This window comes from Bhargavaea cecembensis (assembly GCF_000826125.2).
Lineage (GTDB): Bacteria > Bacillota > Bacilli > Bacillales_A > Planococcaceae > Bhargavaea > Bhargavaea cecembensis_B.
The window spans coordinates 169386-195067 of record NZ_LN651372.1; the positions used below are offsets into that span (position 1 = coordinate 169386).

Annotated in this window: 31 protein-coding genes and 1 riboswitch; of the genes, 13 read left to right on the forward strand and 18 right to left on the reverse strand. The window is 58.1% G+C overall.

Going from position 1 to position 25682, the window contains the following annotated elements; translation table 11 throughout:
* Positions 1-10: 10 nt before the first annotated feature.
* On the reverse strand, positions 11-607 hold the full coding sequence (locus BN1189_RS03530; RefSeq protein WP_069201945.1) for a hypothetical protein: 597 nt from the start codon (positions 605-607) through the stop codon (positions 11-13).
* Between the two features lie 409 nt (positions 608-1016).
* Here BN1189_RS03530 and BN1189_RS03535 point away from each other — a divergent pair, with 409 nt between their 5' ends.
* Positions 1017-1334 (forward strand): YbjQ family protein, encoded by a 318-nt coding sequence (locus tag BN1189_RS03535; RefSeq protein ID WP_040225528.1) that lies wholly within the window; start codon positions 1017-1019, stop codon positions 1332-1334.
* 77 nt (positions 1335-1411) lie between these two features.
* Here the strand turns inward: BN1189_RS03535 and BN1189_RS03540 are convergent, their stop codons facing one another.
* The 4 genes from BN1189_RS03540 to BN1189_RS03555 form a co-directional block, all read right to left on the reverse strand.
* A complete protein-coding gene (locus BN1189_RS03540; RefSeq protein ID WP_040225667.1) occupies positions 1412-2323 on the reverse strand; it encodes a cation transporter in 912 nt (303 codons plus the stop codon).
* A 48-nt stretch (positions 2324-2371) separates the two neighbouring features.
* Positions 2372-2845: a hypothetical protein gene (locus BN1189_RS03545; RefSeq protein ID WP_040225530.1), complete on the reverse strand. Its 474-nt coding sequence runs from the start codon at positions 2843-2845 to the stop codon at positions 2372-2374.
* 3 nt (positions 2846-2848) lie between these two features.
* On the reverse strand, positions 2849-3880 hold the full coding sequence (locus BN1189_RS03550; RefSeq protein WP_040225532.1) for an NAD(P)H-dependent flavin oxidoreductase: 1032 nt from the start codon (positions 3878-3880) through the stop codon (positions 2849-2851).
* Positions 3881-4028: 148 nt separating this feature from the next.
* Positions 4029-5171 carry a PstS family phosphate ABC transporter substrate-binding protein gene (locus BN1189_RS03555; protein ID WP_040225533.1) on the reverse strand — a complete coding sequence of 381 codons (1143 nt, stop codon included), beginning with the start codon at positions 5169-5171 and terminating at the stop codon, positions 4029-4031.
* A 145-nt stretch (positions 5172-5316) separates the two neighbouring features.
* Here BN1189_RS03555 and BN1189_RS03560 point away from each other — a divergent pair, with 145 nt between their 5' ends.
* Both BN1189_RS03560 and BN1189_RS03565 read left to right on the forward strand, forming a co-directional pair.
* Entirely contained in the window at positions 5317-5475 is a 159-nt protein-coding gene (locus tag BN1189_RS03560) for a YfhE family protein (RefSeq protein WP_069201942.1), read from the forward strand.
* A 61-nt stretch (positions 5476-5536) separates the two neighbouring features.
* A complete protein-coding gene (locus BN1189_RS03565) occupies positions 5537-6181 on the forward strand; it encodes an SDR family oxidoreductase (RefSeq protein ID WP_040225536.1) in 645 nt (214 codons plus the stop codon).
* Between the two features lie 44 nt (positions 6182-6225).
* Here BN1189_RS03565 and BN1189_RS03570 read toward each other — a convergent pair whose 3' ends face one another.
* The 8 genes from BN1189_RS03570 to BN1189_RS03605 form a co-directional block, all read right to left on the reverse strand.
* Positions 6226-6426, reverse strand: a complete 201-nt coding sequence (locus tag BN1189_RS03570; RefSeq protein ID WP_040225538.1) for a YwbE family protein — start codon at positions 6424-6426, stop codon at positions 6226-6228.
* A gap of 230 nt (positions 6427-6656) precedes the next feature.
* Complete coding sequence (locus BN1189_RS03575) at positions 6657-7916, reverse strand: aminoglycoside phosphotransferase family protein (RefSeq protein WP_052455613.1); 1260 nt, start codon at positions 7914-7916, stop codon at positions 6657-6659.
* A 17-nt stretch (positions 7917-7933) separates the two neighbouring features.
* Positions 7934-9508: an amidohydrolase gene (locus tag BN1189_RS03580; protein ID WP_040225541.1), complete on the reverse strand. Its 1575-nt coding sequence runs from the start codon at positions 9506-9508 to the stop codon at positions 7934-7936.
* Positions 9509-9769: 261 nt separating this feature from the next.
* The gene (locus BN1189_RS03585) at positions 9770-10369 is read right to left on the reverse strand and encodes a rhomboid family intramembrane serine protease (RefSeq protein ID WP_179860900.1); all 600 of its coding nucleotides are present in this window, start codon (positions 10367-10369) and stop codon (positions 9770-9772) included.
* A gap of 20 nt (positions 10370-10389) precedes the next feature.
* Positions 10390-11118 (reverse strand): DUF6843 domain-containing protein, encoded by a 729-nt coding sequence (locus tag BN1189_RS03590; protein WP_143242239.1) that lies wholly within the window; start codon positions 11116-11118, stop codon positions 10390-10392.
* An 81-nt stretch (positions 11119-11199) separates the two neighbouring features.
* A complete protein-coding gene (locus BN1189_RS03595) occupies positions 11200-11535 on the reverse strand; it encodes a hypothetical protein (protein WP_040225546.1) in 336 nt (111 codons plus the stop codon).
* A gap of 36 nt (positions 11536-11571) precedes the next feature.
* A complete protein-coding gene (locus tag BN1189_RS03600) occupies positions 11572-12453 on the reverse strand; it encodes a hypothetical protein (protein ID WP_040225548.1) in 882 nt (293 codons plus the stop codon).
* Positions 12454-12555: 102 nt separating this feature from the next.
* Positions 12556-13155: a TlpA disulfide reductase family protein gene (locus BN1189_RS03605; RefSeq protein ID WP_052455615.1), complete on the reverse strand. Its 600-nt coding sequence runs from the start codon at positions 13153-13155 to the stop codon at positions 12556-12558.
* A 315-nt stretch (positions 13156-13470) separates the two neighbouring features.
* On the opposite strand from BN1189_RS03605, the gene BN1189_RS03610 reads away from it, so the two are divergent.
* Positions 13471-13650 (forward strand): PspC domain-containing protein, encoded by a 180-nt coding sequence (locus BN1189_RS03610; RefSeq protein ID WP_040225550.1) that lies wholly within the window; start codon positions 13471-13473, stop codon positions 13648-13650.
* A 33-nt stretch (positions 13651-13683) separates the two neighbouring features.
* On the forward strand, positions 13684-14148 hold the full coding sequence (locus tag BN1189_RS03615) for a GNAT family N-acetyltransferase (protein WP_040225676.1): 465 nt from the start codon (positions 13684-13686) through the stop codon (positions 14146-14148).
* Positions 14149-14194: 46 nt separating this feature from the next.
* On the opposite strand, the gene BN1189_RS03620 is transcribed toward BN1189_RS03615, so the two are convergent.
* Together BN1189_RS03620 and BN1189_RS03625 are read right to left on the reverse strand one after the other, a co-directional pair.
* Positions 14195-14560: a hypothetical protein gene (locus tag BN1189_RS03620; RefSeq protein ID WP_040225553.1), complete on the reverse strand. Its 366-nt coding sequence runs from the start codon at positions 14558-14560 to the stop codon at positions 14195-14197.
* 34 nt (positions 14561-14594) lie between these two features.
* Positions 14595-14969 (reverse strand): hypothetical protein, encoded by a 375-nt coding sequence (locus BN1189_RS03625; protein ID WP_040225556.1) that lies wholly within the window; start codon positions 14967-14969, stop codon positions 14595-14597.
* Positions 14970-15096: 127 nt separating this feature from the next.
* Between BN1189_RS03625 and BN1189_RS03630 the strand changes: the two genes are divergently transcribed.
* From BN1189_RS03630 to nhaC, 6 genes are all read left to right on the forward strand, one after another.
* Positions 15097-15501 carry a hypothetical protein gene (locus BN1189_RS03630; RefSeq protein ID WP_040225559.1) on the forward strand — a complete coding sequence of 135 codons (405 nt, stop codon included), beginning with the start codon at positions 15097-15099 and terminating at the stop codon, positions 15499-15501.
* 232 nt (positions 15502-15733) lie between these two features.
* Positions 15734-16234: a preQ(1) synthase gene (queF, locus tag BN1189_RS03635; protein ID WP_040225561.1), complete on the forward strand. Its 501-nt coding sequence runs from the start codon at positions 15734-15736 to the stop codon at positions 16232-16234.
* Between the two features lie 4 nt (positions 16235-16238).
* Positions 16239-16276, forward strand: a riboswitch (PreQ1 riboswitch).
* 48 nt (positions 16277-16324) lie between these two features.
* On the forward strand, positions 16325-16999 hold the full coding sequence (gene queC, locus BN1189_RS03640; RefSeq protein WP_040225563.1) for a 7-cyano-7-deazaguanine synthase QueC: 675 nt from the start codon (positions 16325-16327) through the stop codon (positions 16997-16999).
* A gap of 33 nt (positions 17000-17032) precedes the next feature.
* Positions 17033-17584 carry a VUT family protein gene (locus BN1189_RS03645; protein WP_040225566.1) on the forward strand — a complete coding sequence of 184 codons (552 nt, stop codon included), beginning with the start codon at positions 17033-17035 and terminating at the stop codon, positions 17582-17584.
* Between the two features lie 376 nt (positions 17585-17960).
* Positions 17961-19115: a beta-aspartyl-peptidase gene (iadA, locus tag BN1189_RS03650; RefSeq protein WP_040225569.1), complete on the forward strand. Its 1155-nt coding sequence runs from the start codon at positions 17961-17963 to the stop codon at positions 19113-19115.
* A 36-nt stretch (positions 19116-19151) separates the two neighbouring features.
* Positions 19152-20633, forward strand: coding sequence for a Na+/H+ antiporter NhaC (gene nhaC, locus BN1189_RS03655; RefSeq protein ID WP_082194125.1), 1482 nt, complete (start codon positions 19152-19154; stop codon positions 20631-20633).
* 199 nt (positions 20634-20832) lie between these two features.
* On the opposite strand, the gene BN1189_RS03660 is transcribed toward nhaC, so the two are convergent.
* The gene (locus tag BN1189_RS03660; protein WP_040225572.1) at positions 20833-21555 is read right to left on the reverse strand and encodes a bifunctional nitric oxide dioxygenase/dihydropteridine reductase 2; all 723 of its coding nucleotides are present in this window, start codon (positions 21553-21555) and stop codon (positions 20833-20835) included.
* Between the two features lie 220 nt (positions 21556-21775).
* Between BN1189_RS03660 and BN1189_RS03665 the strand changes: the two genes are divergently transcribed.
* Positions 21776-23014 (forward strand): dicarboxylate/amino acid:cation symporter, encoded by a 1239-nt coding sequence (locus BN1189_RS03665; RefSeq protein ID WP_082194126.1) that lies wholly within the window; start codon positions 21776-21778, stop codon positions 23012-23014.
* A 39-nt stretch (positions 23015-23053) separates the two neighbouring features.
* On the opposite strand, the gene BN1189_RS03670 is transcribed toward BN1189_RS03665, so the two are convergent.
* The gene (locus tag BN1189_RS03670) at positions 23054-23473 is read right to left on the reverse strand and encodes a DUF1801 domain-containing protein (RefSeq protein ID WP_040225575.1); all 420 of its coding nucleotides are present in this window, start codon (positions 23471-23473) and stop codon (positions 23054-23056) included.
* A 52-nt stretch (positions 23474-23525) separates the two neighbouring features.
* A complete protein-coding gene (locus BN1189_RS03675) occupies positions 23526-24089 on the reverse strand; it encodes a recombinase family protein (RefSeq protein WP_040225577.1) in 564 nt (187 codons plus the stop codon).
* Positions 24090-24163: 74 nt separating this feature from the next.
* On the opposite strand from BN1189_RS03675, the gene BN1189_RS03680 reads away from it, so the two are divergent.
* Positions 24164-25672, forward strand: coding sequence for a SulP family inorganic anion transporter (locus tag BN1189_RS03680; RefSeq protein WP_052455616.1), 1509 nt, complete (start codon positions 24164-24166; stop codon positions 25670-25672).
* Positions 25673-25682: the final 10 nt, after the last annotated feature.

Genomic DNA, 25682 nt, shown 5'->3' on the forward strand with positions numbered 1-25682 from the left:
CCCCCGCCGATCAAGCCGCCCGCCGGAACGGGACCCGCAGGAGCCGCCGGCGGAGCGATCGCGGATGCCCGATGACGCGGACCGGCTGCAGGCCGACCCATCCGGCAAGCGGCCCTTCGTAGACCGGCGAGAGCCGGGCGGATTCGGCGAAGTCACGGGCCTGCGCGCGCCATGCCGGCGTGTCCGTAATCCGGACGTCCGCACAGGCGAGCATTTCCACGACGAACTGAGAGCAGAAATATGCCCGCCGGCGGGGAATCTCCCGGTTCAGCAGGACGCCGATCAGCCCGAGGAAATTGTACGTATACCGATCCTGATCCTGCTCGATCTCCTTGATCCGTGCCCGGATCCGGTGCAGCTCCTCCTCCGTCACGCGGAACCGGAAGACGGCGCATTCCGCCTCCTTCAGCAGCCCCTCGCCCGGCCGCTCGCGGACGAAGCCGCCCGAGAGCGGGTTCCACTCCTGTATCCGGCCGAACGAGTACATCTCCCCGAGCTGTTCATCGAACGCGATCGACACGTGATTGAGCCGGCTCCGCGTAAAGCGCCGGATGATTTTTGACAGCACCGTTCCGGTATCCGTCAATACGATAAATACATCTTTCATGAAATCCACCCCGTCTTCCCGCCCGGCGTTCCGGCCGGCGGGCTTCTTCTCTCCATCATGAACCGGAATGCCCCTTTCCAAAACGGCCTCGGGCGGGAATCCGCCTCGGTCCCGGGACCGATTGTAATCCGGGACCCGTTTCTTCAATATACGGCGCCCGGGTGCGGAAGGGTTCAAGCGGATGACCCGGTTTTGAAAGAAATTTCCCGGGGGCCTTCCGGTCACGGCGATTCCGCTGGGGATCATGAACGCCTCAACCGTCTCATTGGAGCGCAACCTCATGTCCCCATCATACGCGCTGATTCTTAATCTTTTCCGCATGGAGAAGTGAAGATTTTCTGAAGACGGGATGAATCTTCCGGGGCGGTGCTTGCGTATGAATATCATCAGGACAGGGAGGGGTTCATTTATGCTCGTAACGACGACGAACACGCTGCAGGGCAAGACGGTTGAGACGTATCACGGAATTGTGGTCGGGGAAGCGATCATGGGGGCGAACATCGTGCGGGATCTCTTCGCGTCGGTGACCGACGTGATCGGCGGCCGCAGCTCGGCATATGAAAGCAAACTGGCGGAGGCCCGCGACATCGCCCTCCGGGAAATGGAAGACCGGGCGAAGCGGCTCGGTGCGAACGCGATCATCGGCGTCGACCTCGATTTTGAGACGATCCGCGAAGGCATGCTCATGTGCATTGCGACGGGCACGGCCGTGACGGCGCGCGACTGATGGCCTGGCAGCAGATTACAGCTTGACAACCTCAAAGCAGAACCCCTTCCGGCCGCTCCGGAAGGGGTTCATTTGATTTACGGCAGGCCTTCCGCTTTCGGGTCCGCCATGATCAGTTCGCACGTGCAGTTGTCGAATTCTTTGGCGAGCGCGGCGTTGGCTTCGCGCATGGCTGACTGTAGCGACGGTACCGAGAGGGTGTCGCGCCCGGTTCTGAAATACACGGCCACCCACATCCTCCGTCCCGTGCGGGTCACGTCATAAAACACGGACTCCAGTTCATGTCTTTCCAGCACGCGGTTGCACGCAGACTTGATGCGGTCCATCGTCTCTTTCTCCGGGGAAATGAGGATCACGTCTTTGATTGCCCGGAAGAGCATTTTCATCGCCTCCGGCAGCATGAACAGCACGATGAGCACGGAGACGATCTGGTCAAAGTACGGGGAAAGCCATTCCAACGGGGTCCCTTTCAAGAACGTTGATCCGAAGAAGGCTGCCCCCATTCCGACGCTGTACGCCACGTCCACTTTCCAGCCATAGACCTCCATGTTGATGATCGGCGATGACAGCGACCGGTTCATCCGGCGCATGATGATCAGGATGACGAGACTGGCCACGGCGACGATTCCCTGGAAAATCGAGATCTGGATGCCGGCCACTTCATTGCCGCCCGACAGCGCAACCTCCACGCTCTTCGCCGACAGGCCGAGTGTCACCGACAGGAGCATGAGACCTTTGGCGATGACCAGAATGGATTCCAACTGCGAAAATCCGAACGGAAGCTTTTCCGAGATCGGCCTGTGAAACAGCGGCATGAGAAACAGCATAAGCCCGACGACCAGCAATTCGGACGCATCATACGCCGCGTCCATCAGCACGGCCTGGGATCCCGAATAAATCGCCATTAAAAATTCGGCCAAGGCAAAAAGGCTGCCCGTCCAGAACGACAGCCACAAAATCCGTTTTTCGATCTTCACTTCTTTTAACACGGTAAACGTCCTCTCCCGCCCCGCTGTCACGGGACTTCCTCCTCCATTTTAATGAATCGGCGGGCGGTCCTCAACTTTGTGACCATCGTCCGGAAGAACTTCCCCATCCGAAGGTCCCGACGAACCGGCGACCGCGCAAAGGAACGCGATCCAGAACGGAGTGATGGAGAGCCAGAACAGGAGAGTGAGTTCAGTCCCCTCGCTGAACCGGTCGCTCGTGTCCACGACCGGGAAGAACAGGCCGAACAGGAAATAAATCAGCAGGAAATACGGGATCCACAGAAGGGACAGGACGAACCGGGACGGCCGCACGCCGAGCCAGCGCCGGATGAGCAGGAATCCGGCCGCGGACAGGACGGCGATCCACACGGAATTCAGGAAGAAGCTCGCGGTCACGAGCGTGTCCGGCTCCCAGTCCATGACGCGGAGGATCCGGTTGGCGTTGAGGTCGGCCAGTACTGGAACGGCGACCATGAGGGCAAAGAGGACGGCGAGGGCATTCAGGCGGAGGAAAATTCTCATGCCTCAGATCTTTTCCTCCGCTGCGCCGCCCGTCAGCCGCTCCACAATCTCCGCCACCGTGCCGCCTTCGCCGCGCCAGCCGTTTTCACCGCTCCAGAGCGACAGGAGGCCGGAGTCCCCCTGTTTTCCGGCTTCCGACCGGATCGGTTTCGTCAAGCCGTTCTGGAGCGGGTACGGGGCGATCGGCGCGCCGGCCATCTCCCGGGTGAACCGGTTGGCCAGTCCGCGGGCGCTTTTCCCGCTGAATGCCTTCGTGATGACGGTGTCCCCGTCAGCGGCGCCGAGGATCGCTTCTTTATGAAGCGAGTTCGCCCCGCTTTCTTCGGAGACGAGCAGCGCGGTGCCGACCTGGACGGCGGAGGCGCCGGCGTCCAGCGCAGCGCGGACTGTTTCCGCGTCCCAGATGCCGCCGGCCGCGATCAGCGGAACCGAGACGTCCGTTTCCGCCAGCAGATCGCCGAGCGACAGGAACCGGTCTTCCCCGTCGAACGCCCCGCGGTGGCCGCCGGCTTCCTTTCCCTGCAGGACGACCGCGTCCATCCCGGCCCGTTCTGCCTGGACCGCCTCTTCAGGCGTCGTCGCCGTGCCGATGAGGAAGCAGCCGGCGCCCTTCAGCCGGAGGACCGAGTGCTCATCCGGCAGGCCGAACGTGAACGACACGACCGGCACGTGCTCCTCGGCGAGCACCGCGACCTGTTCCCCGAACCCGCTTTCGCCGAGCGCCGGCAGTTCTTCCGGCAGTCCGAGCTCTTCCCGGTACGGCCGGAGCGCTCCGAACGCCGCTTTGATCACGTCCGGATCCCGCTCGGGGTTTTCCGGAACGAACAGGTTCACGCCGAACGGCCTTTCCGTCAGCTCCCGGATCTCCCGGACCGCCTTCCGCGTCACATCCGCCGTCATATATCCCGCGCCAAGCGACCCGAGGATCCCCGCCCCGCAGCACGCCGCGACGAACTTCGGCGGCGTCGATCCGGCCATCGGGGCCTGGATGATCGGATGTTGCAGATTGAATGCCTTCCACCAGTTGCTGTTCATTTTATCGCCTCCCGAATAGTGTGCGGCGCGTGAATCGAACGATTATGCATTTGAATCGAACGATTGCGCCTTTGAATCGAACGATTAAGCGTTCGAATCGAACGATTGCGCCGCCGAATCGAACGATTGCCAGACGACGGACGTTCTTTTACTTCCCAATCCCTACATACCCTGTCTTCTCCACGATCTCCTGCCCTTCCTCCGACAGCACCCAGTCGATGAACGGTTCGACATTCGGATTGGCCGTGCCGGCGGTGATTGCATAGAGCTCGCGGGTGAGCGGGTAGTCGCCGGAGCGGATCGTGTCGACCGCGGGCCTCACGCCGTCGACCGCGAGCAGCTTGATCTCATTGTTGCCGATCATCGATTCGGAATAATAACGGAACGTGTAGCCGATCGCCCCGCCGAAGTTCCGGTAGTCGGCGACGTCCTCGATCATGCCGCTCATGAGGTCTGCGGTATTCTCGGTCGGCGCAGCCATGATCGGCGTGTCGCCCATGAAGTCCTCGAGAGCGGTCTGGCTCCCGCTGTCGGGCGGCCGCTGATATGCGCGGATCTTCGTCCGCTTTCCGCCGGCTTCCTTCCAGTTCGTCAGTTCACCGGAATAAATGCCGCGCAGCTGATCCTGCGTCAGACCGTCCACCGGATTGTCCTCGTTCACGAAAAAGACGAATGCCTCCTTCCCGACCGGGGTGAGGACGAGTTCCTTCCCGGCTTCTTCCGCGCGTCGTCTTTGCGCTTCGGACGGGCCGAGTGCGAAGATGAGATCGGCTTCTCCGGCGATCAGCCTCCTGTACGCCTCTCCCGTGCGGTTCGACATCACTTCGCTTTCGTACGGATCGTATTCCCTCTCCGGATATACCGCCTCGGCGAACGACGCGTACACCGGATACAGCGCCGTCGCCCCGTCGATCACCGGCAGGTCTTCGGTGATCTTGAATGAAGCGGGCTGATCGAGACTGACCGTCTTCGTCCCGGAAAACGGCGCGTAATCAAACAGATCCACTTCCTGCGCCGAGACGACGGGCTTTGACTGCATATACCAAAGCGGAACCGAAGCGACGATCCCGGCGAGCAGAATCCCGGCCGGCACCCCGTAGAACACCTTCCGGCTCCTCACGTTGAAAATCGCCATGCCGATGATCGTGATGAACCCGATCAGCAACCCGAGGAACGCCGGCGCCCAGTGGATGAGCCCGCCGAACACGATGTACAGGATCGGCGTAATCGAGAAAATCAAAATAAAAACCGTGATACCGACGAGCGACAGCACCTTCCCCGCCACCTTCATAACCCCACCCCTTTCCCCTATTCTAATGGAGAGACGCCCGTACAGGGAAGACGGTTTCAAAATTGCGGAAATACTTCCGGATGTTTAGCGCGGGGCCGGAGCGGAAACACTAGATATAGACAATTTCTGAAAGGAGTGCGGACAAATGAATGAAAAGAAGCCTCCACACGAACGGATGACCGAGAAGAACAACGGCCTCTCCGACACACAGGAAGTGCTGTACCAGGACGACTTCAACCGGGCCGATAAGGCTGCGGAGGATGAACAGTCGAACAGCCAATCCTCCGAGAAAGACAGCAAGTGACATACCCGCCGCCCCGCAGCCGGACTGCGCGGGCGGTTTTTGGATGAGAGGAAGGATACCCATGAATGTACTCGTCATCGGCGCTAACGGGCAGATCGGCCGTCAAGTCGTCGGTCTGCTGAAGGAAAGCAAAAATCATACTCCCCGGGCGATGGTGCGGAGCGAAGAACAGGCGGGGCGCTTTGAACGAGATGGGGTGGAAACGATTGTTGCCGACCTGGAGGGGAGCGTCGAGCAGCTCACGCGTGCGATGGTCGGCATCGACGCCGTCGTGTTTGCAGCAGGTTCCGGCGGACATACCGGTCCGGACAAGACGCTCCTGATCGACCTGGACGGTGCAGTGAAATCAATGGAAGCCGCCGAAAAAGGCGGGATCGGCCGGTTCATCCTCATCAGCGCCCTCCAGGCCAATCACCGGGAAAATTGGAACGAGACCATCCGGCCGTACTACGTTGCGAAGCATTATGCGGACCGGGCACTCACCGAAAGCAGCCTGGACTACACGATCATCCGGCCGGGCGGACTCATGAACACACCCGGCACCGGCCGGGTGACCGCAGCCGAAAACCTTGAGGGCGGATCGATCTCCCGCGAAGACGTCGCCCGGACGATCGTCGCCGCCCTCGATGAGGACAAAACGATCCGCCGCGCATTCGACCTCGTTGCCGGAGATACTTCCATCGCAGAGGCCTTGGAGAAGATATAAAGCAGAAACGCCGCCGACCGGGAAGACCGGTCGGCGGCGTTTGTTCATTCTTCGATGATTTCCTGCACACGGCCGACCTGGCCGTCCTCGAGCCGCACTTTGATGCCGTGCGGATGGGTCGGAGAATTTGTGAGGAGATCCTTCACGATTCCCTCGGTCAGCTTCCCGGTCCGCTGGTCTTTCTTCAGGACGATGTTCACGCGCTGTCCGGGTTTCACGTCCGCGCGGGTTTTTCCGTTTTTCATTCGGGTTCAGCTCCTTTTTCCGGTGTTGCTTCTATGAGTGTCGACTTTGTGGCTGCGGGTGTCAACTTTCAGCAGGTGAGTGTTAATTCCTCGGTGTCGAGTGTCAACTTTCCGCATGCGGGTGTCAACTTCCCCGGTTCCCCGTCAACCCAAAAAACAAAAGCCGCTCCGCGATTGCAGAACGACTTGTTTGCGAGTGTTCCCTTCCCGCCCCAAAATAAACAGAATTATTATTTAAATGTCAATTTCCCGTCTACCAGGTCCCGCACGAACAGTTCGAGCCGGCGCTTCACTTCGTCTTCGGTGAGCGTGGTGACGCCGAAGGGGATCCAGCGGCGGGCGATGCCGTCGGTACCGCTCCCTGCGAGCCACCCGTAGACCGCGCGGAGGTCCCAGTAGCGGCTGTACGAGAATGCTTCGCCGGCAGATTCGCGGTACGTCTTCAAAAATCGGTCTGCGACTTCTTCGCCGTGGATGAGCGCGAGGGCGATGCGCATCCGGCCGATGTCGGTCTGGGGGATGCCGATGCCGGCGTGTTCCCAGTCGACGATGCCGCTCACATGGCCGTCGTCGAACAGGATATTCGCGGGTTCGCAGTCGCCGTGGATGAACCGGAGCGGGGCGTCTTCGGCTTCGCGCGCGAAGAGGTCCGCGGCGCGCTGCCAGATGTCCCGGTCGATCGCCCATTCCGGCACGACGGGATCCGCCGGGACGGGATCCGTCAGCCGGGCGCCGGCCGGGTCGGCCTTGTGCACCCGGCCCATGACGTCCGCAATCTCGTCCGCCCACAGGTCAAAGCTGAGCGGGTGGAGGAAAACCCCGCCGCCAATACGGCGCATGAGGAGGAGTGAACCGGGCTGTCCGTCCTCCTTCACGTCTGCCGCCGCAAGTTCCGGCGCGGGCAGCCCCCGGTCCGCGGCGAACTGGAGGGCATCCGCCTCGCCGGCCGCTTTTTCCGCATGGACCGACGCCTTCACGACAAACGGCTCCTTTTCTTCATTCGTGAATTCATAGACACGGTGACCATCGCCCGAGGGGATTTCCTTGAAGGACTTCAGCTTCACTTCACCGACCCGGCCGGCGATCCAGTCGACCGTCCCCTTCGGCAGGTCGATGTCCGGGATGAGCGTCTTGCGCCAGAACACGAGGCCGAGCAGCGCGCCCGCCAGGACGAGGAAAAATCCGGGCCAGTTGATGACGGCTGCGCTGAGGACGAGCGTCAGCACGGCGACGCCAAATTTCCTTTTCCAGACGAGCATGATGCCGAGCAGGATCATGAACACGCCGAAGATCGTCGGGAAGAGGAGCGAGTCGAGGCGGATCCAGATGCCGCGCGTCACTTCGACGAGCACCGGATCCCCCCGCCCGGGCAGGCAGAGCGCGCCGTACACCCGGAGCCAGTACATGTAATAGTAATAAACCGTGTAGATCCCGCCCGCGAGCACGAGCAGCCCGGGCAGGAAGTTGCGGATCGGCCGTGCAGCGGACATGGCCATCTCCTCCTCCATCACTTCTTATACTGGACATCCCCGTCCACGACGGTCATCAAAACATTCGTCTCCATGATCTCGTCTTCCGGCAGACGCTCAAGGTCCCGGTCCACGATCGTGAAGTCGGCGAAATGCCCCGGGGCGATCAGGCCGCGGCGGTCTTCCTGGCCGAGCACGCGCGCCGCTTCCGTCGTGTACAGCCGGATGGCGTCGAAGTTCGACAGCTTTTCATCAGGCAGATAGCCGCCTTCCTTCGGGTCGTCCGGAAGCTTGCGCGCAACCGCGGTGTAAATGCCGAGGAACGGATCGGCCGAGTCGACCGGCGAGTCGGAGCCGCCGCCGCAGATGAATCCGCGGTCCATGAGCTTTTTCCAGGCATACGCCCAGCCGAGCCGGTCCGGGCCGAGGCGGTCTTCCGCCCACGGAAAGTCCGAGCCGACGAACACCGGCTGGATGTCGAGGATGACCGGCAGCTTCTCCATCCGTTCCACAAGGTCTTCGCGGAGCACGCATACGTGGATGAGCCGGTCGCGTTTGCCGGCCGGGCACGGATACGTTTCGATCAGGTCGAGCGCGAGCTCCGTCGCCGCGTCGCCAATCAAATGGACCGCGATCGCTTCGTCATGCCGGCGGGCCCGGCGGACGAGTTCCTCCGCTTCTTCGCGTGTGACGACAAACGTGCCGCGGTTGCCCGGATCGTCGGAATAGTCTTCCGACAGCGCCGCCGTCTTGCCGCCGAGCGCGCCGTCGATGAAGAACTTCATCGCGCCGGGTTCGGCCCACGGCTCGTTGTACGTCGCCCCGTCCTCGATCATCTGCTCGAACACGGTCGACCGGCGCAGCAGATGCGCCCGGAACTTCCGCCTGCCTTCGCCGAGAACCTCATGGAACGCATTGAGCGGGTTCTGATAGCGGCCGAAATAGCCGAGGTCATCGGTGTGGCAGCCGGTGAGCCCCATCGACGTCAGATCGTCGACCGCGGTTTCAAGCGCTTTTTGGATCGATTCTGCAGTCGGCGCCGGTACGATCGATTCGACGAGGTCCTGTGCGTCTTCCTTCAGGAAACCGGTCGGCCGGCCTTCCGCGTCCCGCACGATCACCCCGCCTTCCGGGTCCGGCGTGTCTTTGGTGATGCCCGCGAGCCGGAGCGCCGCCGAGTTTGCCAGCAGCATATGCCGGCACGTCCGCTTCAGCATCATCGGCTTGTCCGTCACCGAATCGAGTTCGGCGAGCGTCGGCACGTGAGAGTCCGGGAACAGGTTCTCATCCCAGCCCTCGCCGAGCACCCACTCGCTCTCCGGCACCTTCTCCGCCGCTTCCTTCATCACACGGAGCAGCTCATCCGACGAATGGACCGCCGAGAGATTGTTGCTCAAAAGCTGCTGGCCGTGCCCGATGATGTGCATATGCGTGTCGACGAATCCCGGATACACGAACGCCCCCCCGACATCGACTTCCCGGTCCGCCCGGCTTTTCAGCTCCTCGTATGTGCCGACCGCCCCGATCCGGCCGTCCTCGACGAGCACCGCCTCCACCATGTCACCCTCCGACTTCATCGTCCTGAACGAACCCCCGTGCCAGAGCGTCTTCATGCCCATTCCTCCCAAACTGCGATTTTCTTTTAGTGTATCACTTTTCTGAACAGGCGGGCGTGAAGGTTTTAGGGCGGATTTGAGGAAAGTGCGGGAGGCTTTGACGGATAAAGATAACGCTCGTGCGGATAAACGCAACGCTTGGCCGGATTAAGATAACGCTACCTCCGATAAAAGCAACGCTTCGCCGGATAAAGATAACGCTTCGCCAAAAAAGACGGGATTGTGTCCTCGTTAACGGACGCAACCTCGTCTCTTCTTTCAATCATATGTACTTCTCCTCCGCCTGCGGGCCGGCAGCCTATCCAAGACACCGAACAGAACACCGCCGACAAAACCGCCGACATGGGCAGAGATGCTGATCGCCAGCCCGTTCCGGAAAATGAGCCAATGGACGAAAAGGTTGACCAACAAAATGGCTTCCATTGAAATCTTATAGCGCTTCGAAAGATCGTTCGGATACAAAACAGCCCATGTGCTGTACACGCCCAGCATCCCAAAAACAATCCCGGAGGCACCGATCACACTGGAAAAATCCGAGCTCACGATCACGGCAGTGCTGCTCGTGATGACCGACAACAGAACAAGGCCGGCCATCTTGGTGCTCCCATAAGCGGTCTCTATTTGCTTCGACATCCACGTGATCAGAACGATATTGAACAAATAATGCGCAAAGCTCCGATGGAACAAAGAAAATGTGAAGGGAGTCCAATATTTCCCGTCGAGCAGGTTCTCCCTGGAGATGCCGAATGCCTGATGGAGGGTGTCGAGGCTTGCCGGCAACAGCAGGGCAGGCAAAGAGGCCGCAGTGATCAGGAGAATCAATATGTACCGGGTTGGATACGGTTTAACGCCTTCCATTAAAACTTTCCTTTCCGTTGTCATTGCAGAGAACTTTCCAATTGGGAACAGCCCAGACTTTCTGTTTTTTCAGAGCCAAAGATCACGTACTGGTATTTCCGTTCAGGCTTTCCTTCTTCCTGTGTTGCGCCGTTCGCCCCGAAGCGCACCTTCTCTTGCGGCAGTTCTTTGACTCTGTTGCCGTTTTCGTCCACGTAAAAGGCCTTCGTCCGGTACGGACCCGAGCCATGCTCGCTGGCCCATCCAAGTTCCATCGGGGAGGAAGTGTCGATGATGCCGCTCTCGGGAACGGTGTAGACAATTTCGTTATCCGTGAATTTCAGAGGCGGAGCGCCCTTTACGTCATAGCGGACGACCACACATCCTTCAAATCCGTCCGGCAGCAGATAAGTCTCGTCCGCCCCTTTCTTGCCGGACACGATGCCGATGAAAATGAACCCTGCAAGGAACAAGGAGAGAACCACCATCCCGATCCGGCTCGTCCAGCGCGCCGAGCGTTCGTCCCACAGCAGCAGGAAAAAGAGATAGATCAACTCCGCCGTCCCCGCCACCGCCCAGAACGACATCCAATTCTCCAAAAACGGCAGCCGGGTTATCAGATAAACAAACAGAAAGGTACCCGCAACGCCCCCCGCATATCCGACAGCTTTCGGGACCGGAAACCGCTGGATCAAGCGGTTGGCCAGAAACCCGCCGAATGCACCGGCCAGCACAACGAACACAAACACATAAAGCATGGATAAAAACACCGGATCTGCACCTCCTGGAAGCGTGGAATACGGTTGAAAAACGCCCTTGAGAACATGGGAATCTCAAGAGCGCCGGACTGTTCATCGTATGGACATCGGCGGGTTCTTCGGCCGCATTGCAAACTTTGCCAGCAGGAAGATGATGAGGCTGATCCACGCACCGAGTGCCGTTCCGCGGTTGGACACATACGTCTCCGTAACCATGCCGGTCCCCGTCAAGACATTCATGGCAAAAAAGAAAATGAATGCGCCCATCGACGCAGCGACCAGCCGATTTTTGCGGAGCAGCTTTTGATCGGGCGCTTGCGTGCGCTCGAGCATACTCATGTACCGGATCTGCCGCCGGAGTCCGACAAGCAGACCGATAATCAAACCTGAAAAGGCAAGAATACCAAGGACATCACTCACCTCACCCATCCCTCGCTCCATTTTTCTTCCATTATGATGGATCGCTCAGATAGTTTCCATAGGAGAATTATCCGGCCGATTGGCGATTAGCGCATTTACATAACCCGGTATGTCATCTTCTTTGATCCCCGCAATTTCTTTAAATGTTACGCCGCTTTCCAAAAGGGATCTCACAATCTCCCAACCAACGTAGTATGCTTCTCTTTCATGGTTGATTGTCCCATTTCCAATGGTGAATTTCGTTACGATCTCAGATGAAGATTCATTTAGATATGGAGCTATGCCTGCAAAGATTTCTGCTTTATTTTCATTGCAGGACTGCAACCATCCCTTCTGGTGTTCAATATACAGTTCATCAGGATTTCCGGGAATCAAATATTTACTTGCCTGAGTAGCCAGACCTTCTTGCAGTATAGTGGAAGCGATTGTTCGTTCCCAGCCTCCTGTCAATTGTGCCGTATGAGCATGAACAATATGTGTAAGTTCATGGACCAGATGGATATCGGAGTCACCATTTTCAACGGGAAGACATAGTGCCAACCTTTCATCGTCAAAGGGGGCAACGAAGGGATTATTCTCAAAGCCTCCGACAAAGTAAATAACAACCAAGCTGACTGGTTGATCATAGCCAAGTAATGTCTTTACTTTTGACAGATAGGTTTTCACTTTTTCCTCGTCGGGGGCCCACTTCTCGATCACGGTTAGTTCTTGTTCATATTTATCCCACGCGCCCTCTACTAACTTCTTTGCCATTGCCTGTCCTTCTTCGCCTGGAGGAACAGCGGCAAAATCATAAAGCTCTTTCCACAACGCCCATCTCTTGTCTTCATCGATATCTTCTTTGTTGGCAAGTCTATAAAAGTCCAGAAACTTAGGAACCAAGTTTATTACTTTTACGCTATCCAACAGACCCTCTCCTTTTCTCATCTGCTTTCCATCCTATTCTCTTGAGCATAGGGCTTATAACTTAGGCGAGTCATTTAAAAAAGGGGACAATGAAAGATACCCATTCTTTATCCAATCCGGGCATTAGTTTAACTTCGTATCCATCATCTTCTCCGTGAGCGGCTGCATCACCTGCTCGATCACCACGCCGTCTTCGTCAATGATGTACGTCACCGGGTAGAACAGAATCTCGTACAGTTCCGATGTGTTGCCTTTCTCGTCCATGAGAATCGGGAACGTGAGGCCGAGTTCCTCGACGAACGGAGCGACGGCTTTTCCGTTGCCCCGCTCGGTTTCCGTGGCGTTGACCGCAACGATCTCGAACGCTTCCCCTCCGCCGTTTTCCTCGTAGTACCGCTGCATATGCGGCATTTCTTCCCGGCACGGCGGACACCAGGTTGCCCAGAAGTTCAGGACCACCTTCTTGCCCCGATAATCGCTCAGGCTCGCCGTTTTTCCGTCCAGTGTCGCCAGTTCAAAATCCGGCGCGAGCTCGCCCGGCTTCAGTCCCATCTCCGGCAATTCCTCGACGACCGCATCCGGATTGGCGCCGATTGTTGCGTCCTCATACTCCGATGCGTCAAAACCGTCCCCCTGCGGCAGGTTTGACCGGACCATGATGAACACGAGCCACGCGATCAGGAGGACGGCGAGAATGCTTCCAATCAGTCTAAGTGTCTTCATGAGGCTGCGCCTCCTTCAAGTTGATTCCGGCTGGTGCTCTCCTGCTCCTAGCTTAAACGAATCCACTCAAGCTCCGCCAATAAAGGAATCGCGGATGAGGTAACAGGCGAATCGAACGATTACGCATTTGAATCGAACGATTAGCCGCTCGAATCGAACGATTACGCGTTTGAATCGAACGATTAGCCGCTCGAATCGAACGATTACGTGTTTGAATCGAACGATTCCCCGCTTGAATCGAACGATTAATTTCCGCAAAAGGAGTTCCGCCCTGCTTTCCCGAATAGGAATCTTAACAGGGGAGGGATCGGGAGAATGAGGTTCACACGTTCATCTGAGGACCGGGCGCTTTTCGGGGTATGCGGAGGGCTGGCCGAGCATTTCGGAATCTCTTCTTTCCTGGTGAGACTGGCATTCCTGTTGACGCCGGCCTCTCCGCTGATTTATTTGGCGCTTGGCAGCTTCATGCCGGAGGAAAAGAGAACGCTGTATTAAGGGGATGAGGAGTTGGAGACGACGATCAGAAACATGACGGCCGCGGATATTCCGCATGTGCGGCGGGTGGCGACGGAGAGCTGGCACGCGACTTACGAGGGGCTGATTCCCAGGGAGGTGCAGGACCGCTTCCTTGATCAGGCCTACAGTCCGGGGATGCTCGAAAAGCGTTGCGGGCGCACGCCGTTTTACGTGGCCGAAACCGGCAATGAAATCATCGGATTCGCCAACTTCTCGCCTGTCCGGGAAGACGGCAGCGTGGAGCTCGCCGCCATCTACCTCCTGCCTGAAGCGCAGAACAGGGGCGCCGGATCGAAACTCCTCCGGCAAGGTATCCGAGAACTCCAGCCGAAATCCGTCTTCATTGACGTCGAATCCGGCAACCGGATCGGCAAGACGTTCTACGAAGCAAAGGGCTTCCGCACGGTCGAGGAATTTGACGATGACTTTGACGGGCATGTCTTGAAGACGGAGAGGATGCGGCTTGATCTTGAATAAACAAAAACGAGGAGAACAACCATCCGTTGTTCTCCTCTTAATACATTTAATCGTAAATGAGGACACCAAGCGGCGCGGGTTCGCCGTTGACCCGGAATTCCGTTGCGTCCGGCTCTTCCCCGGTCTCAACTTTGTAGACATGCGTTTCGATTTGGTCCGATTGCGGAGGTACTTCATCCAAGTTGACGATGAGGGTGCTGCCTTTCGTTTCAAATCCCGACCGAACGGACATGTAGCTGCGGAACACCAGATAGGATCCTGATCCGGTTTCAATCATCTGCAGTGAATGTTCGTTCTCCATGAGCTTCTCCACTTTCCGCGGAACCTGGTCCAACTTCTCCACTACAGGGCCGGAAGATTCGCATCCCGCCAGCCACATGATTACAAGCAGGGCTGCCGCCAATCGCTTCATTGGACTCCCCCTCTTTTCATTCAGTATACTTCCGTCAATCGATGATCACTATGCTTATCGGCACCGACTGGCCGTTTATCAAGTACTCGACCGTGTCCTCCCTGCCGTTGCGCTTCACTTTAAACACATGCCACCCGTTTGAACTCCCGGCATTGCCCGTTTCGTTCAGCTTGACGTTCGCCTTGCTGTTTTTCACTTCGATGGCCGCATCCACCGCCCGGTCCGATCGGAACACCAGATAATAGGACTTCGTATCACTTGTCTGGATCGCCTGAAGCCATTCATTACGGTCCAGATTCTCCTCGACCTTCCTCGGCACTTTGTCCAATTCCTCGATCGATGCCTCTTGTGATCCGCACGCCGCCAACACCAGCAACGTTCCAAGCAAGAGCAACGCCAGCTTCTTCACCCTTATCCACCCCTTCCCAACAACTGTAGTCAATCCCTCTCTGCATTTGCCACTGCTTCTTGACCTGCAGGCGACCTCTCGCTTATTATATCGAATATCAGAAATTTGTGGAAAGTAGGCGGTGAAATTGGAAGAACGAACCATTGGCAAATGGACCATCGGGCTGAAGCCCCGCCTGTCCCGTGAGCGGGATATCCTGTGCGACTGCTTGTATTGCCTGAATTTCCGGAAGGCCGTCAAAGACCTAAACGAGCAAGAGCGCCGGCTGTTTGATCAGCTTAGTCTCGATCCGGCACGCCCCGACCTCCTTTCCGACTTTCCCGCCGAGTCCTTTCCCGAACGGTATTACTTGGGACACTATGAGCTGGCAGGCCAATTGCTGGACGGGCCGCCAGCCGCATCCGACCACTGGACCGACGAAAACACGGAGACGATCGGACGCTTCCGCATCGGTTTTTCCAACGGATCGAAACTGCGGCTGGAGTTTGAAACTGTTCTTCCCTGGCTGCTGAGCGAACCGCCGGAAGACTGACTCAGACACACATTGACTCTTCCAACTATCTCCTCTATGATAAAGACAGAATTGAATTGCCCGCACACAGGCGGGAGAGGTTGCATAGCGATCACCCTCTATAAAAAACCTATGGAACCATGACGATTTCCCGCCATGTCCATGCCGGATATGACGGCTTTGTTTTTTTATAGATCGATCACAGACAGCCTCTCTTGCGTGTGCCGGCCGACACGACAAGGAGGCTTTTTTCATGCCTGGACGAAACAAGGAAGAAGGGCTCAACGATCTGACGCTGCTCGGCAACCAAAACGTCAGCTACTCATTCGAATACGCGCCGGAAGTGCTCGAGGCGGTCGACAATCTGCATTCGGGCCGCGATTTTTTCGTGAAGTTCAACTGCCCGGAATTCACGAGCCTGTGCCCGATCACGAACCAGCCGGACTTCGCCACGATGTACATTTCCTACATCCCCGACAAGAAACTCGTCGAAAGCAAGTCGCTGAAGCTGTATCTGTTCAGCTTCCGCAACCACGGAGACTTCCACGAAGACTGCGTGAACATCATTATGAATGACCTCATCGACCTGCTTGAGCCGCGTTACATCGAGGTTTGGGGCAAGTTCACCCCGCGCGGCGGCATCTCGATCGACCCGTGGTGCAACTGGGGAAGGCCCGGAACGAAATATGAGGAGATCGCCGACTACCGGCTCATGAACCACGACATGAACCCGGAGACGATCGACAACCGGTAACCGAATACGAGTGGTTCTACCACTTTAAAAAACTAAGGAAAGCAGCCCGTTTCCTCGTGCTGTTTTTCTTTTTGGAAAGGGAGTCATCACATGCTCAAAGACGAAAAAGCGCTCGTCGTGTTCAGCGGCGGGCAGGACAGCACGACCTGCCTCCTCTGGGCGAAGGAGCAATTCGCGGAAGTCGAGGCCGTCACGTTCGACTACGGCCAGCGCCATGCCCTCGAAATCGACTGCGCCAAGGAAATCGCCGAAGAGCTCGGTGTCAACCATCACATCCTCGACATGTCGCTCCTCGGCCAGCTCGCGCCGAATGCACTCACGCGAGGCGACATCGAAGTGGCGGACGGTGCGGACGGCGAACTGCCGTCCACATTCGTCCCAGGACGCAATCTGCTGTTCCTGTCATTCGCCGGCGTCCTCGCCAGCCAGATCGGCGCGAAACACCTCGTCACCGGCGTGTCCGAAACCGACTTCAGCGGCTACCCGGACTGCCGCGACGCCTTCATCAAATCGTTCGACGTCACGCTGAACCTCGCGCTGGACGCGCCATTCGCCGTCCATACCCCGCTCATGTGGCTCGACAAAGCCGGCGTATGGGCGCTCGCCGACGAGCTCGGCGCGCTCGACTTCGTCCGGACGAAAACCCTCACCTGCTACAACGGCGTCAAGGCCGACGGATGCGGCGAATGCCCCGCCTGCCGGCTGCGCAAACACGGCCTCAAGCAGTACATGAATGAAAAAAGCGAAACGGCCGGCGCCCGCTGATCCGCCAATCCAACCATCAAGGAGTCATCGAACATGAGAATCTTCCTCTACCTGATATCGATCGTCATCGCCAACGTCATCACCGCCGCCCTCCAGCCGTTCCAGTTCGGCGTATTCATCGTGCCGATGGGGACGTTCTTCGTCGGCGCGACGTTCATCTTCCGCGACCTCGTCCAAAACCGGTACGGCCGCAAGAAAACTTACATGGTCATCGTCACGGCACTCGCGCTGTCGGCGGTCGTGTCATTCCTGCTCGGCGACACACTCATGATTGTCGCCGCCTCCGCGCTGTCATTTGCACTTGCGGAAACGGCCGACACCGAAGTCTACTCGCGGGTCAAACTGCCGATGGCCTGGCGCGTCTTCTACAGCGGCACCGCCGGCGGCCTCCTCGACTCCACCGTCTTCGTCATCATCGGCCTCAGCCCGCTCGGCGCCGGATTCCTCCCGTGGGAAGCCGTCCCCTACGCGATACTCGGGCAGATCATCGTCAAGACGACCCTCCAGATGGCCGGCGCCCTCATCCTGAGCCGCACCCGCTTCATCCGGAGAGAAGACCCGTACTTCGCAACAACTGCGAACTGACCGCTTGCCCGCCGGCATCTCGCAAGTGGATGCCGGTTTGCTTAACATTCAGCAACCCTTTCTTAACATTCAGCCACTCTTTCTTAACATTCAGGCGGCCTTTCTTAACATTCAGCCGCTCTTTCTTAACATTCGGCCAGCCTACTAGACAAACAGCACCCGAACGCCCTCCGCTTCTATGAAAAGCTTGGCTTCACCACAAGTCTGGAAGGCATGAAGCGCCCTTTTGAATAATGAACGAAAGAGGAGGGACGCATCTGCGTTCCTCCTCTTTTACTTTACCGCCATTCGACAGAAACATTTACCTTCTCCGAACTTAGTGACACGAATCATTATTTAGAATATACTATTTCACTGTAGGAAAGGAGATGCACATATGCTGACACTCATCAAGAACGGAGACATCCTCTCCCCCGAACCGCTCGGCAGAAGGTCGATTTTATTTGCCGGCAATGAAGTCCTCCACATCGGTGAAATCGACGAGGCGGCACTCGCTTCCGCAGGCGTCGAGATCGACGTCATCGATGCTAACGGCGCCTGGGTCATCCCTGGGCTCCTCGATCCGCACGTCCATTTCACCGGAGGCGGCGGGGAAGGCGGATTCGCCACGCGCACGCCGGAGATCCAGATCAGCGACTTCATCAGCGGCGGGATCACGACCGCTGTCGGGCTGCTCGGCACGGACGGCACAACACGACACATGACCTCCCTCCTCGCGAAGGCCCGGGGGCTTGAAGAGGAAGGAATGACCACTTACATCTATACCGGCAATTACGACGTCGATACGCCGACGATCACCGACAACGCCAAAGACGATATCATCCTGATCGACAAGATCGTCGGCATCGCAGAAATCGCCATCTCCGACTCCCGCTCGGGCCAGCCGACCGTCGAGGAACTGTCGAAGCTCGCCGCACAGGCCCGTGTCGGCGGCCTCCTCAGCGGCAAGGCGGGCGTCGTTCATTTCCATACCGGACCGGGCAAGGGTTATCTGTCGCAGCTGCATGAACTGCTCGACCGGTACGAACTCCCGCCGACGACGCTGTACGCCACCCATATCAGCCGCAGCAAAGAACTGTTTGACGACGCCATCCGCCTCGCCGCCCGCGGCTCGTTCGTCGACATCACGGCGGCGGACGACACCGGCGAATGGATCCGCTATTACAAGGAAAGCGGCGGCGACCTAAACCAGCTCACCCTCTCCTCCGACGGCAACGGCAGCCTGCCGGTGTTCAATGAGGCCGGCGAGATGATCGGCCTCGGCGTAGCCAGCGCCCGCACCTTGTTCGAACAGTTCATCTCCGCGGTGAATGACCACGGCATGACACTCGATGAGACCTTGCCGCTCGTTACATCCAATACGGCCCGCGCACTGAAGCTCGGGCGCAAAGGCCGCATCGCGACCGATGCAGACGCAGACTTCGCCATCCTCGACAAAGACACACTCGAGCTCCGGGACGTGTTCGCAAAAGGACGCCGCATGATGAAAGACGGAGAAATCCAGGTGTTCGGCACATTCGAGAAACGGTAACCCCCTTCACCCAGTCAGTCATCAAGGAGGCTTCCTATGAAATCAATCCGCAAACCGAACTTCTTTGAAGCATTCTCGCCCATCGTCGTCATGCTGCTCCTGCTCGCCATCGGGTACGGCGTGTTCAAGTTCCCGCCGGAGCCGCTCCTTATCCTCGCTTCCCTTTACGCCGGGCTCATCGCCATGCGCCTCGGCCTCAAGTGGGATGACATGATGGACGGCATCCAGGACAAGATCCGCCAGGCGATGCCGTCGATCCTCATCCTGATCTCAATCGGCATCCTGATCGGCACGTGGATGATCTCGGGCACGATCCCGATGCTCATCTTTTACGGACTGAACCTGATCAATCCGGATTTCCTCATCGTGATCGCCTTCATCGTGTCCGCGCTCATCTCGATTGTCACCGGGACGTCGTGGGGATCGGTCGGGACTGTCGGCGTCGCGCTCATGGGCATCGCGACCGGACTGGATGCAAACCTCGCCGCCACGGCCGGCGCCATCGTTTCGGGCGCTTATTTCGGAGACAAGCTGTCGCCTTTGTCCGACACGACGAACCTTGCGCCGATCGCAGCCGGCAGCGAGCTGTATGATCACATCAAGCACATGCTCTGGACGACCATCCCGGCCGCCCTCATCGCGCTCGTCGCCTACTTCATTGCCGGGCTGCAGCTTTCCCCCGGCAACGTGGGTACCCCGGAGACGATGACCCAGATGCTCGCCACGCTCAAGGAAATGTTCAAGTTCAGCACGCTCCTGCTCCTGCCGCCGGCGATCGTGCTGTTCGGCTCGATCCGCAAGCACCCGACCCTTCCGGTCATCATCTTCTCTTCGATCGTCGCTGCCCTGCTCGGCTGGCTTTATCAGGGCTTCAGTTCGACGAACATTTTCACCTCGACCGTATCGGGCTTCACTGTCGATATGGTCGAAAAGAAAGGATTCAATCCGGAAAGCGTCATCTTCGAAGTGACCCGCCTCGTCAACCAGGGCGGCATGCAGTCGATGACCGGCGTCGTCCTCATCGCATTCGCCGCGTTCATCTTCGCCGGCATCATGACGAAATCCGGCTCGCTTGAAGTCATCATCGAAGCACTCATGAAAATCGTCAAGCGCACCGGCGACCTGATCCTGTCGACCGTCCTCTCGTGCATCACGATGGCGCTCGTCACCGGCAACTCGTACCTGTCGATCATCGTCCCGGGCGAGATCTACAAAGATACATACAAGGCGAAAGGCCTCGCCGCGAAGAATCTGTCCCGGACGCTCGAGGACTCCGGCACCGTCGTCGTGCCGCTCGTCCCATGGTCATCCGCAGGCGTCTTCATGGCCGGCACGCTCGGTGTCTCGGTGTTCGAATACGCACCGTGGGCCATCCTCTGCTACACCGGCTTCATCTTCGCAATCATCCTCGGGTATACGGGGATCGGGATCGCAAAGATCGATGACGGAGAAATGTCTCCGCCTCCAAGCGGCGGCAAAGCCGTTGACCGCTCTCCCGTGTCCGCGGTGAACGAGTAACCCAGTAAAAAGAAGAGACGAGAATGCACCCGGTAACCAGGCTGCATTCTCGTCTCTTTTAGCTTGGGCAAAGTTCAGGTCATAGCGAAGCGTTGCTTTTATCGGAGCGAGCGTTATCTTTATCCGGCGAAGCGTTGCTTTTATCGGTGCGAGCGTTATCTTTATCCGGCGAAGCGTTGCTTTTATCGCTGTAGGAAGGTCATCTCATCACCGTCGCGTCCACCGGCAGGAATTCCGCAAGCTGTCCCTCCCGCTTGTCGAGCATAATCTGTTCCGGCCGGACGCCCACTCTGCGCAGAACATCAATGTTCTGCCTGAGGAACTCGTCACTGCCGACCACGTAGAACAGGCCTTCCCCGTCCGCCGCAAGGTTCTTCAGCTCTTCGTAGTATTTGTTCCGGTTCACGACAAATCGGGACGTGAACTTCTGCTCAGGCGCCGCTCCGAACACGTCCGGGAACAGGAACTTTTTCGATGAGTCGATGTTCAGCGAGTGGATTTGATTGACCCCGTCGGCACGCTCGAAAAAGTCCAGCACGAGCGGACGGAAAGTGGCCAGGCCGACGCCCGACGACAACAGGTAGACATTTTTGTCTTCCCGCTTGAGCGGAACGTTTGAATGGGTCTTGAAGATTGCGACTTCATCTCCGACTTTCATCTCTCGCAAAATCCCCTTGAACTCCGAGCACTGCTCCCGGATGCGGGTGGTGATTCCGATTACCCCTTCATGAGGCAAGGTCGAAATGGACATGTGGCGGATCAGGCTGCGGTTCGGCTTGTCCCCGGCGTTGAACCCCTTGAGCGCCATGTGGGTGTGAGACCCCTCTTCCCACTCAAAGCCATCCGGGCAGTCGAGCATGTATGTCTTGACCTCAGGCGTTTCGTCGATTATCCGGTTGATCTTCGTCCAGTATATTTTCATTTGGCAGTCCCCCACTTCAAAATTCCCGTCTCGCTCAACCTTACACTAACTGATAACCATTCTCAATAAATATCCCCAATCATGCTTTCCGGCAGGACCACACACGTATGAATTGACCCAATGTCCAAGGAGTAAATCAAGTAGTAAAATGGATATACGACGAAAGTTCCGCTATCATAAACGTCACCAAGACATTTAAAGAAAGAAAGGGAAACTCATTTTGGCAAAGCTTTGGAAAAGATATAAAGAGGCTTCGTTCATCCTGAAGGTTTCGGTCATGTTCGTGGCCGGCATCATCCTCGGGCTCCTCATCGGCGACCAGGCCATCGTCCTGAAACCCGTCGGCACGCTGCTCATCCACCTGCTCAGCTTCGTCGCGATACCGATCGTGTTCTTGACCGTCATCTTGGCGGTCAATCAGATGAACATCGCCACGCTCGGCAAATTGGGTGCGAAGCTCATCTTCTACTACACGGCGACAACGGCCGCTGCCGTCCTGATCGGCATCAGTCTGGCACTCTGGATCAGTCCGGGCAAGGGGCTGACCCTCCCCCATGCGCCGGTCGACCCGCCGCAGACCCCGCATATTTCCGACATCCTGCTGCAGGTCGTGCCGGAAAACCTGTTCTCGGCATTCGCGTCGGGCGATCTGCTCGCCATCATGTTCACAGCCATCGTGATGGGCGCCGCGCTGTCCGCGATGAACTTCTCCAAGGATTCTCAGCTCGCGGAACAGGGCCAGCTGCTCGGCGGAGTGGTTGCCGCCCTGAACAAATTGTTTTATAAGATCCTGGACGGCGTGCTGCTCGTTGCTCCGATCGGCATCGGGGCAATCAGCGCCGTCACTTTCGGCACCCAGGGACTGGGCACCCTGCTCTCACTGTCCAAGTTCCTCGCCGTGTTTTATCTCGGCATCCTGATCCACTGGACAGTCGTCTATACGTTCTTCCTCCGGTTTGCCGGATTCCACGTCATCCCGTTCCTGAAGGATACGAAGGAAGCCTACGGCACGGCGTTCTTTACATCGAGCAGCCTGGCGTCGCTTCCTGTCGCGATCAAATCCGCCCAGAAAGCGGGCATCTCCGAGCGGGTCGCCAATTTCTCGCTGCCGCTCGGAGCCGTGTTCAACTCGGACGGCGGCGCGCTCCGCATGGGGGCGTCGATTGTGTTTGCGGCCAACATCATGGACCTGAACCTGTCGTTTTCCGACCTGTTCCTCATCGTCCTGATCGGCACGGTCATCTCCGTCGGGACCGCCGGGGTGCCGGCAGCCGGACTGATCACCTTGTCGGTCGTACTCGGCGTGTTCGGCCTCCCGCTTGAGATCGTGGCACTCATCGCCGGCATTGACGCCCTCATCGGGATGGGCGGCACCGCCTCGAACGTCATGGGCGACATCGTCGGCGCCGCGTTCATCGACGGCCGGAAGCACCGCAAGTCACCGGCCTTTCCTGAATGAAAAACGAATCAGCCCCCAAGCGGGAGCTGATTCGTTTTTTTATTGTTCCGGGTACTGTTCCTTCATGAACGCAACGGTATGGCTGACCAGCTTTTTCAACACATCCAAGTCCACGTCATCCAACTTGTTGACGTACACACACGCTTTCCCTTTCGTGTGTTTTCCGAAGTCCTTCAACAACTCGTCGGTCTTCGGATCCCCGGCCAGGTACAGGCTGATCTTCGCTTTCCGGGGTGAAAAGCCGACGAGCGGCGCATCTCCTTCATGACCGGATTTGTACTTGTAATGATACCGGCCGAACCCGATGATGCTCGGCCCCCACATCTTCGCCGGGTATCCCGTCTCCTCCGTGAACAGATCCAGCAGCCGGCAGGCATCCTCTCGTTTCCTCGGGTTCTCCACTTCTTCGATAAACTCCATGACATCGCGGTCCGTCTCTTTCGTCTTCAGCTCGTACATCTTCCCGCCTCCCTCTCCGTTTATGACTCTTCATTCCGGCGCATCCTGTTTCTTAAAGTTCATCCGCCGGCCGGTCGTTTTCCAGCGCCAGGTACCGGTACAGCGTCGTCTTGCTGATGTTCGTCTTCTCGCGGATCTCGGCGAGCGTGTACTGATTCGTCCGGTACATGCGGATCGCCTCGCGGACGTTTTCGTCTTTCTTGCGCGGGCGTCCGGTCTCGATGCCTTTTCCACGCGCCTCATCGATGCCGGCCCTCGTCGCGATGCTCTTCGCCTCGCTCTGGAACTCGGTGAACATGCGCACCATCTGCTCAAGCGTCAAGGCCAGCGGCTCGTCCGAGTCGATCTCCTCCCGGTGGCAGTACACCCGGATCTTCTTCTCCGCCGCCGCCTCCAGCACCTGCCCGAGGTGCACCGGCGAGTGGGCGAGCGCGGCGAGCGACTGCACATACACCACATCGCCGGGCTCCCCACGCTCGAGCAGCGCATCCAGCACCCCGTTGTCGCGGTAGCTCTCTTCCCGCGCCCACTCCCCGATGCGGTAGGGCTTCAGCGTCTCCATCTGCCCCGCCATCTCCGGGTCGGACGGCAGCGGGCGGACATATCCATAATTCATCGGACTCCTCCTTAGCGAATCATCATCCATTTATTCACTGTTCGTCCCGAAAGGGTTCCCTTCTGGAACAACAGATGGTACACTGTCTCAGTCTGAATATAATAAAGAGGTGGATCCCATTGTCTCCAACATTAAAACACGAATGGTTCGGCAACGTCCGAAAAGATATATTGGCCGGGATTGTCGTGGCACTCGCCCTCATCCCCGAAGCCATCGCCTTCTCCATCATCGCCGGGGTGGACCCGATGGTCGGCCTGTATGCATCATTCTGCATCGCCGTCATCATCGCATTCGCCGGCGGCCGGCCGGGCATGATCTCGGCGGCGACCGGCGCGATGGCGCTCCTCATGGGACCGCTCGTCCGCGAACACGGGCTTGATTACCTGTTTGCGGCAACGATCCTCACCGGCGTCATCCAGATCATATTCGGCGTGTTCAAGATCGCGAAAGTGATGAAGTTCATCCCGCGCGCCGTCATGATCGGATTCGTCAACTCGCTCGCCATCCTCATATTTATGGCACAGGTGCCGCATTTCCTCGGCATCAACAACATGACTTACGCATTCGTCGCCATCACGCTCGCCATCGTCTACATTGTACCAAGATTCTTCAAAGCCATCCCGGCCCCGCTCATCGCGATCGTCTTCCTGACCGCGGCCGCGATCTTCGCAGGGCTCGACCTCCGGACCGTCGGCGACCTCGGCACCGTGACGAAATCCCTGCCGAGCTTCTTCGTCCCGGACGTGCCGTTCAATCTCGAGACGCTCGCCATCATCTTCCCGTACTCGATCGCGCTCGCCATCGTCGGTCTGACCGAATCGCTGCTCACTTCGCAGATTGTCGACGACATGACCGACACCGGGAGCAATAAAAACCGCGAAGCGCGCGGCCAGGGGATCGCGAACTTCGTGACCGGCTTCTTCGGCGGCATGGCCGGCTGCGCGATGATCGGCCAGTCGGTCATTAACGTCAAAAGCGGCGGACGCGGACGGCTCTCGACTCTGACGGCCGGCCTGTTCCTCATGTTCCTCATCATCGTGCTCGGCGACCTCGTCGTCCAGATCCCGATGCCGGTGCTCGCCGGGATCATGATCATGGTGTCCATCGGCACATTCGACTGGGGCTCGTTCGCCTATCTCATGAAGGCGCCGAGAGCGGACGCGGCCGTCATGGTCGTCACGATGGCGATCGTCCTCGCGACACACGACCTGTCCAAGGGCGTCATCGCCGGTGTTGTCCTGAGCGCGATCTTCTTCGTCGTCAAAATCTCCAGACTGAAGATCGACAAGACGGCAGATGACGGGTATACAAACTACAACGTGCACGGCCAGCTGTTCTTTGCATCCGTTGAAGACTTTCTCGCCGGCATCGACCTGGGCGACACCGGCAAAACGATCCGCATCGACTTCACCGACTCCCACGTCTGGGACGACTCGGCCGTCGGCGCCATCGACAAGGCGGTCCTCAAACTCAGGGAGAACGGCAACGACATCACGCTCATTGGCCTGAACACGGCCAGCCGCAACATCGTCGACAAACTCACCGTCTCTAGCGAACCCGGCACCCGACCGGCCGGGCAATAAAGGAGGTGCA

Coding starts and splice junctions, on each gene's coding strand:
- BN1189_RS03675 (WP_040225577.1), bottom strand. CDS start 24,089: ATGAATTATGGATATGTCCGCCCGCTGCCGTCCGACCCGGAGATGGCG.
- BN1189_RS03670 (WP_040225575.1), bottom strand. CDS start 23,473: ATGTACGAGCTGAAGACGAAAGAGACGGACCGCGATGTCATGGAGTTT.
- BN1189_RS03550 (WP_040225532.1), bottom strand. CDS start 3,880: ATGAACAGCAACTGGTGGAAGGCATTCAATCTGCAACATCCGATCATC.
- BN1189_RS03595 (WP_040225546.1), bottom strand. CDS start 11,535: ATGGGTGAGGTGAGTGATGTCCTTGGTATTCTTGCCTTTTCAGGTTTG.
- BN1189_RS03555 (WP_040225533.1), bottom strand. CDS start 5,171: ATGAAGGTGGCGGGGAAGGTGCTGTCGCTCGTCGGTATCACGGTTTTT.
- queC (WP_040225563.1), top strand. CDS start 16,325: ATGCTCAAAGACGAAAAAGCGCTCGTCGTGTTCAGCGGCGGGCAGGAC.
- BN1189_RS03610 (WP_040225550.1), top strand. CDS start 13,471: ATGAGGTTCACACGTTCATCTGAGGACCGGGCGCTTTTCGGGGTATGC.
- BN1189_RS03570 (WP_040225538.1), bottom strand. CDS start 6,426: ATGAAAAACGGAAAAACCCGCGCGGACGTGAAACCCGGACAGCGCGTG.
- BN1189_RS03545 (WP_040225530.1), bottom strand. CDS start 2,845: ATGAGAATTTTCCTCCGCCTGAATGCCCTCGCCGTCCTCTTTGCCCTC.
- BN1189_RS03600 (WP_040225548.1), bottom strand. CDS start 12,453: ATGAGAAAAGGAGAGGGTCTGTTGGATAGCGTAAAAGTAATAAACTTG.
- BN1189_RS03560 (WP_069201942.1), top strand. CDS start 5,317: ATGAATGAAAAGAAGCCTCCACACGAACGGATGACCGAGAAGAACAAC.
- BN1189_RS03535 (WP_040225528.1), top strand. CDS start 1,017: ATGCTCGTAACGACGACGAACACGCTGCAGGGCAAGACGGTTGAGACG.
- BN1189_RS03565 (WP_040225536.1), top strand. CDS start 5,537: ATGAATGTACTCGTCATCGGCGCTAACGGGCAGATCGGCCGTCAAGTC.
- BN1189_RS03605 (WP_052455615.1), bottom strand. CDS start 13,155: ATGAAGACACTTAGACTGATTGGAAGCATTCTCGCCGTCCTCCTGATC.
- nhaC (WP_082194125.1), top strand. CDS start 19,152: ATGAAATCAATCCGCAAACCGAACTTCTTTGAAGCATTCTCGCCCATC.
- BN1189_RS03580 (WP_040225541.1), bottom strand. CDS start 9,508: ATGAAGACGCTCTGGCACGGGGGTTCGTTCAGGACGATGAAGTCGGAG.
- BN1189_RS03680 (WP_052455616.1), top strand. CDS start 24,164: ATGGTACACTGTCTCAGTCTGAATATAATAAAGAGGTGGATCCCATTG.
- BN1189_RS03585 (WP_179860900.1), bottom strand. CDS start 10,369: ATGGAAGGCGTTAAACCGTATCCAACCCGGTACATATTGATTCTCCTG.
- iadA (WP_040225569.1), top strand. CDS start 17,961: ATGCTGACACTCATCAAGAACGGAGACATCCTCTCCCCCGAACCGCTC.
- BN1189_RS03620 (WP_040225553.1), bottom strand. CDS start 14,560: ATGAAGCGATTGGCGGCAGCCCTGCTTGTAATCATGTGGCTGGCGGGA.
- BN1189_RS03660 (WP_040225572.1), bottom strand. CDS start 21,555: ATGAAAATATACTGGACGAAGATCAACCGGATAATCGACGAAACGCCT.
- BN1189_RS03575 (WP_052455613.1), bottom strand. CDS start 7,916: ATGTCCGCTGCACGGCCGATCCGCAACTTCCTGCCCGGGCTGCTCGTG.
- BN1189_RS03530 (WP_069201945.1), bottom strand. CDS start 607: ATGAAAGATGTATTTATCGTATTGACGGATACCGGAACGGTGCTGTCA.
- BN1189_RS03645 (WP_040225566.1), top strand. CDS start 17,033: ATGAGAATCTTCCTCTACCTGATATCGATCGTCATCGCCAACGTCATC.
- queF (WP_040225561.1), top strand. CDS start 15,734: ATGCCTGGACGAAACAAGGAAGAAGGGCTCAACGATCTGACGCTGCTC.
- BN1189_RS03615 (WP_040225676.1), top strand. CDS start 13,684: ATGACGGCCGCGGATATTCCGCATGTGCGGCGGGTGGCGACGGAGAGC.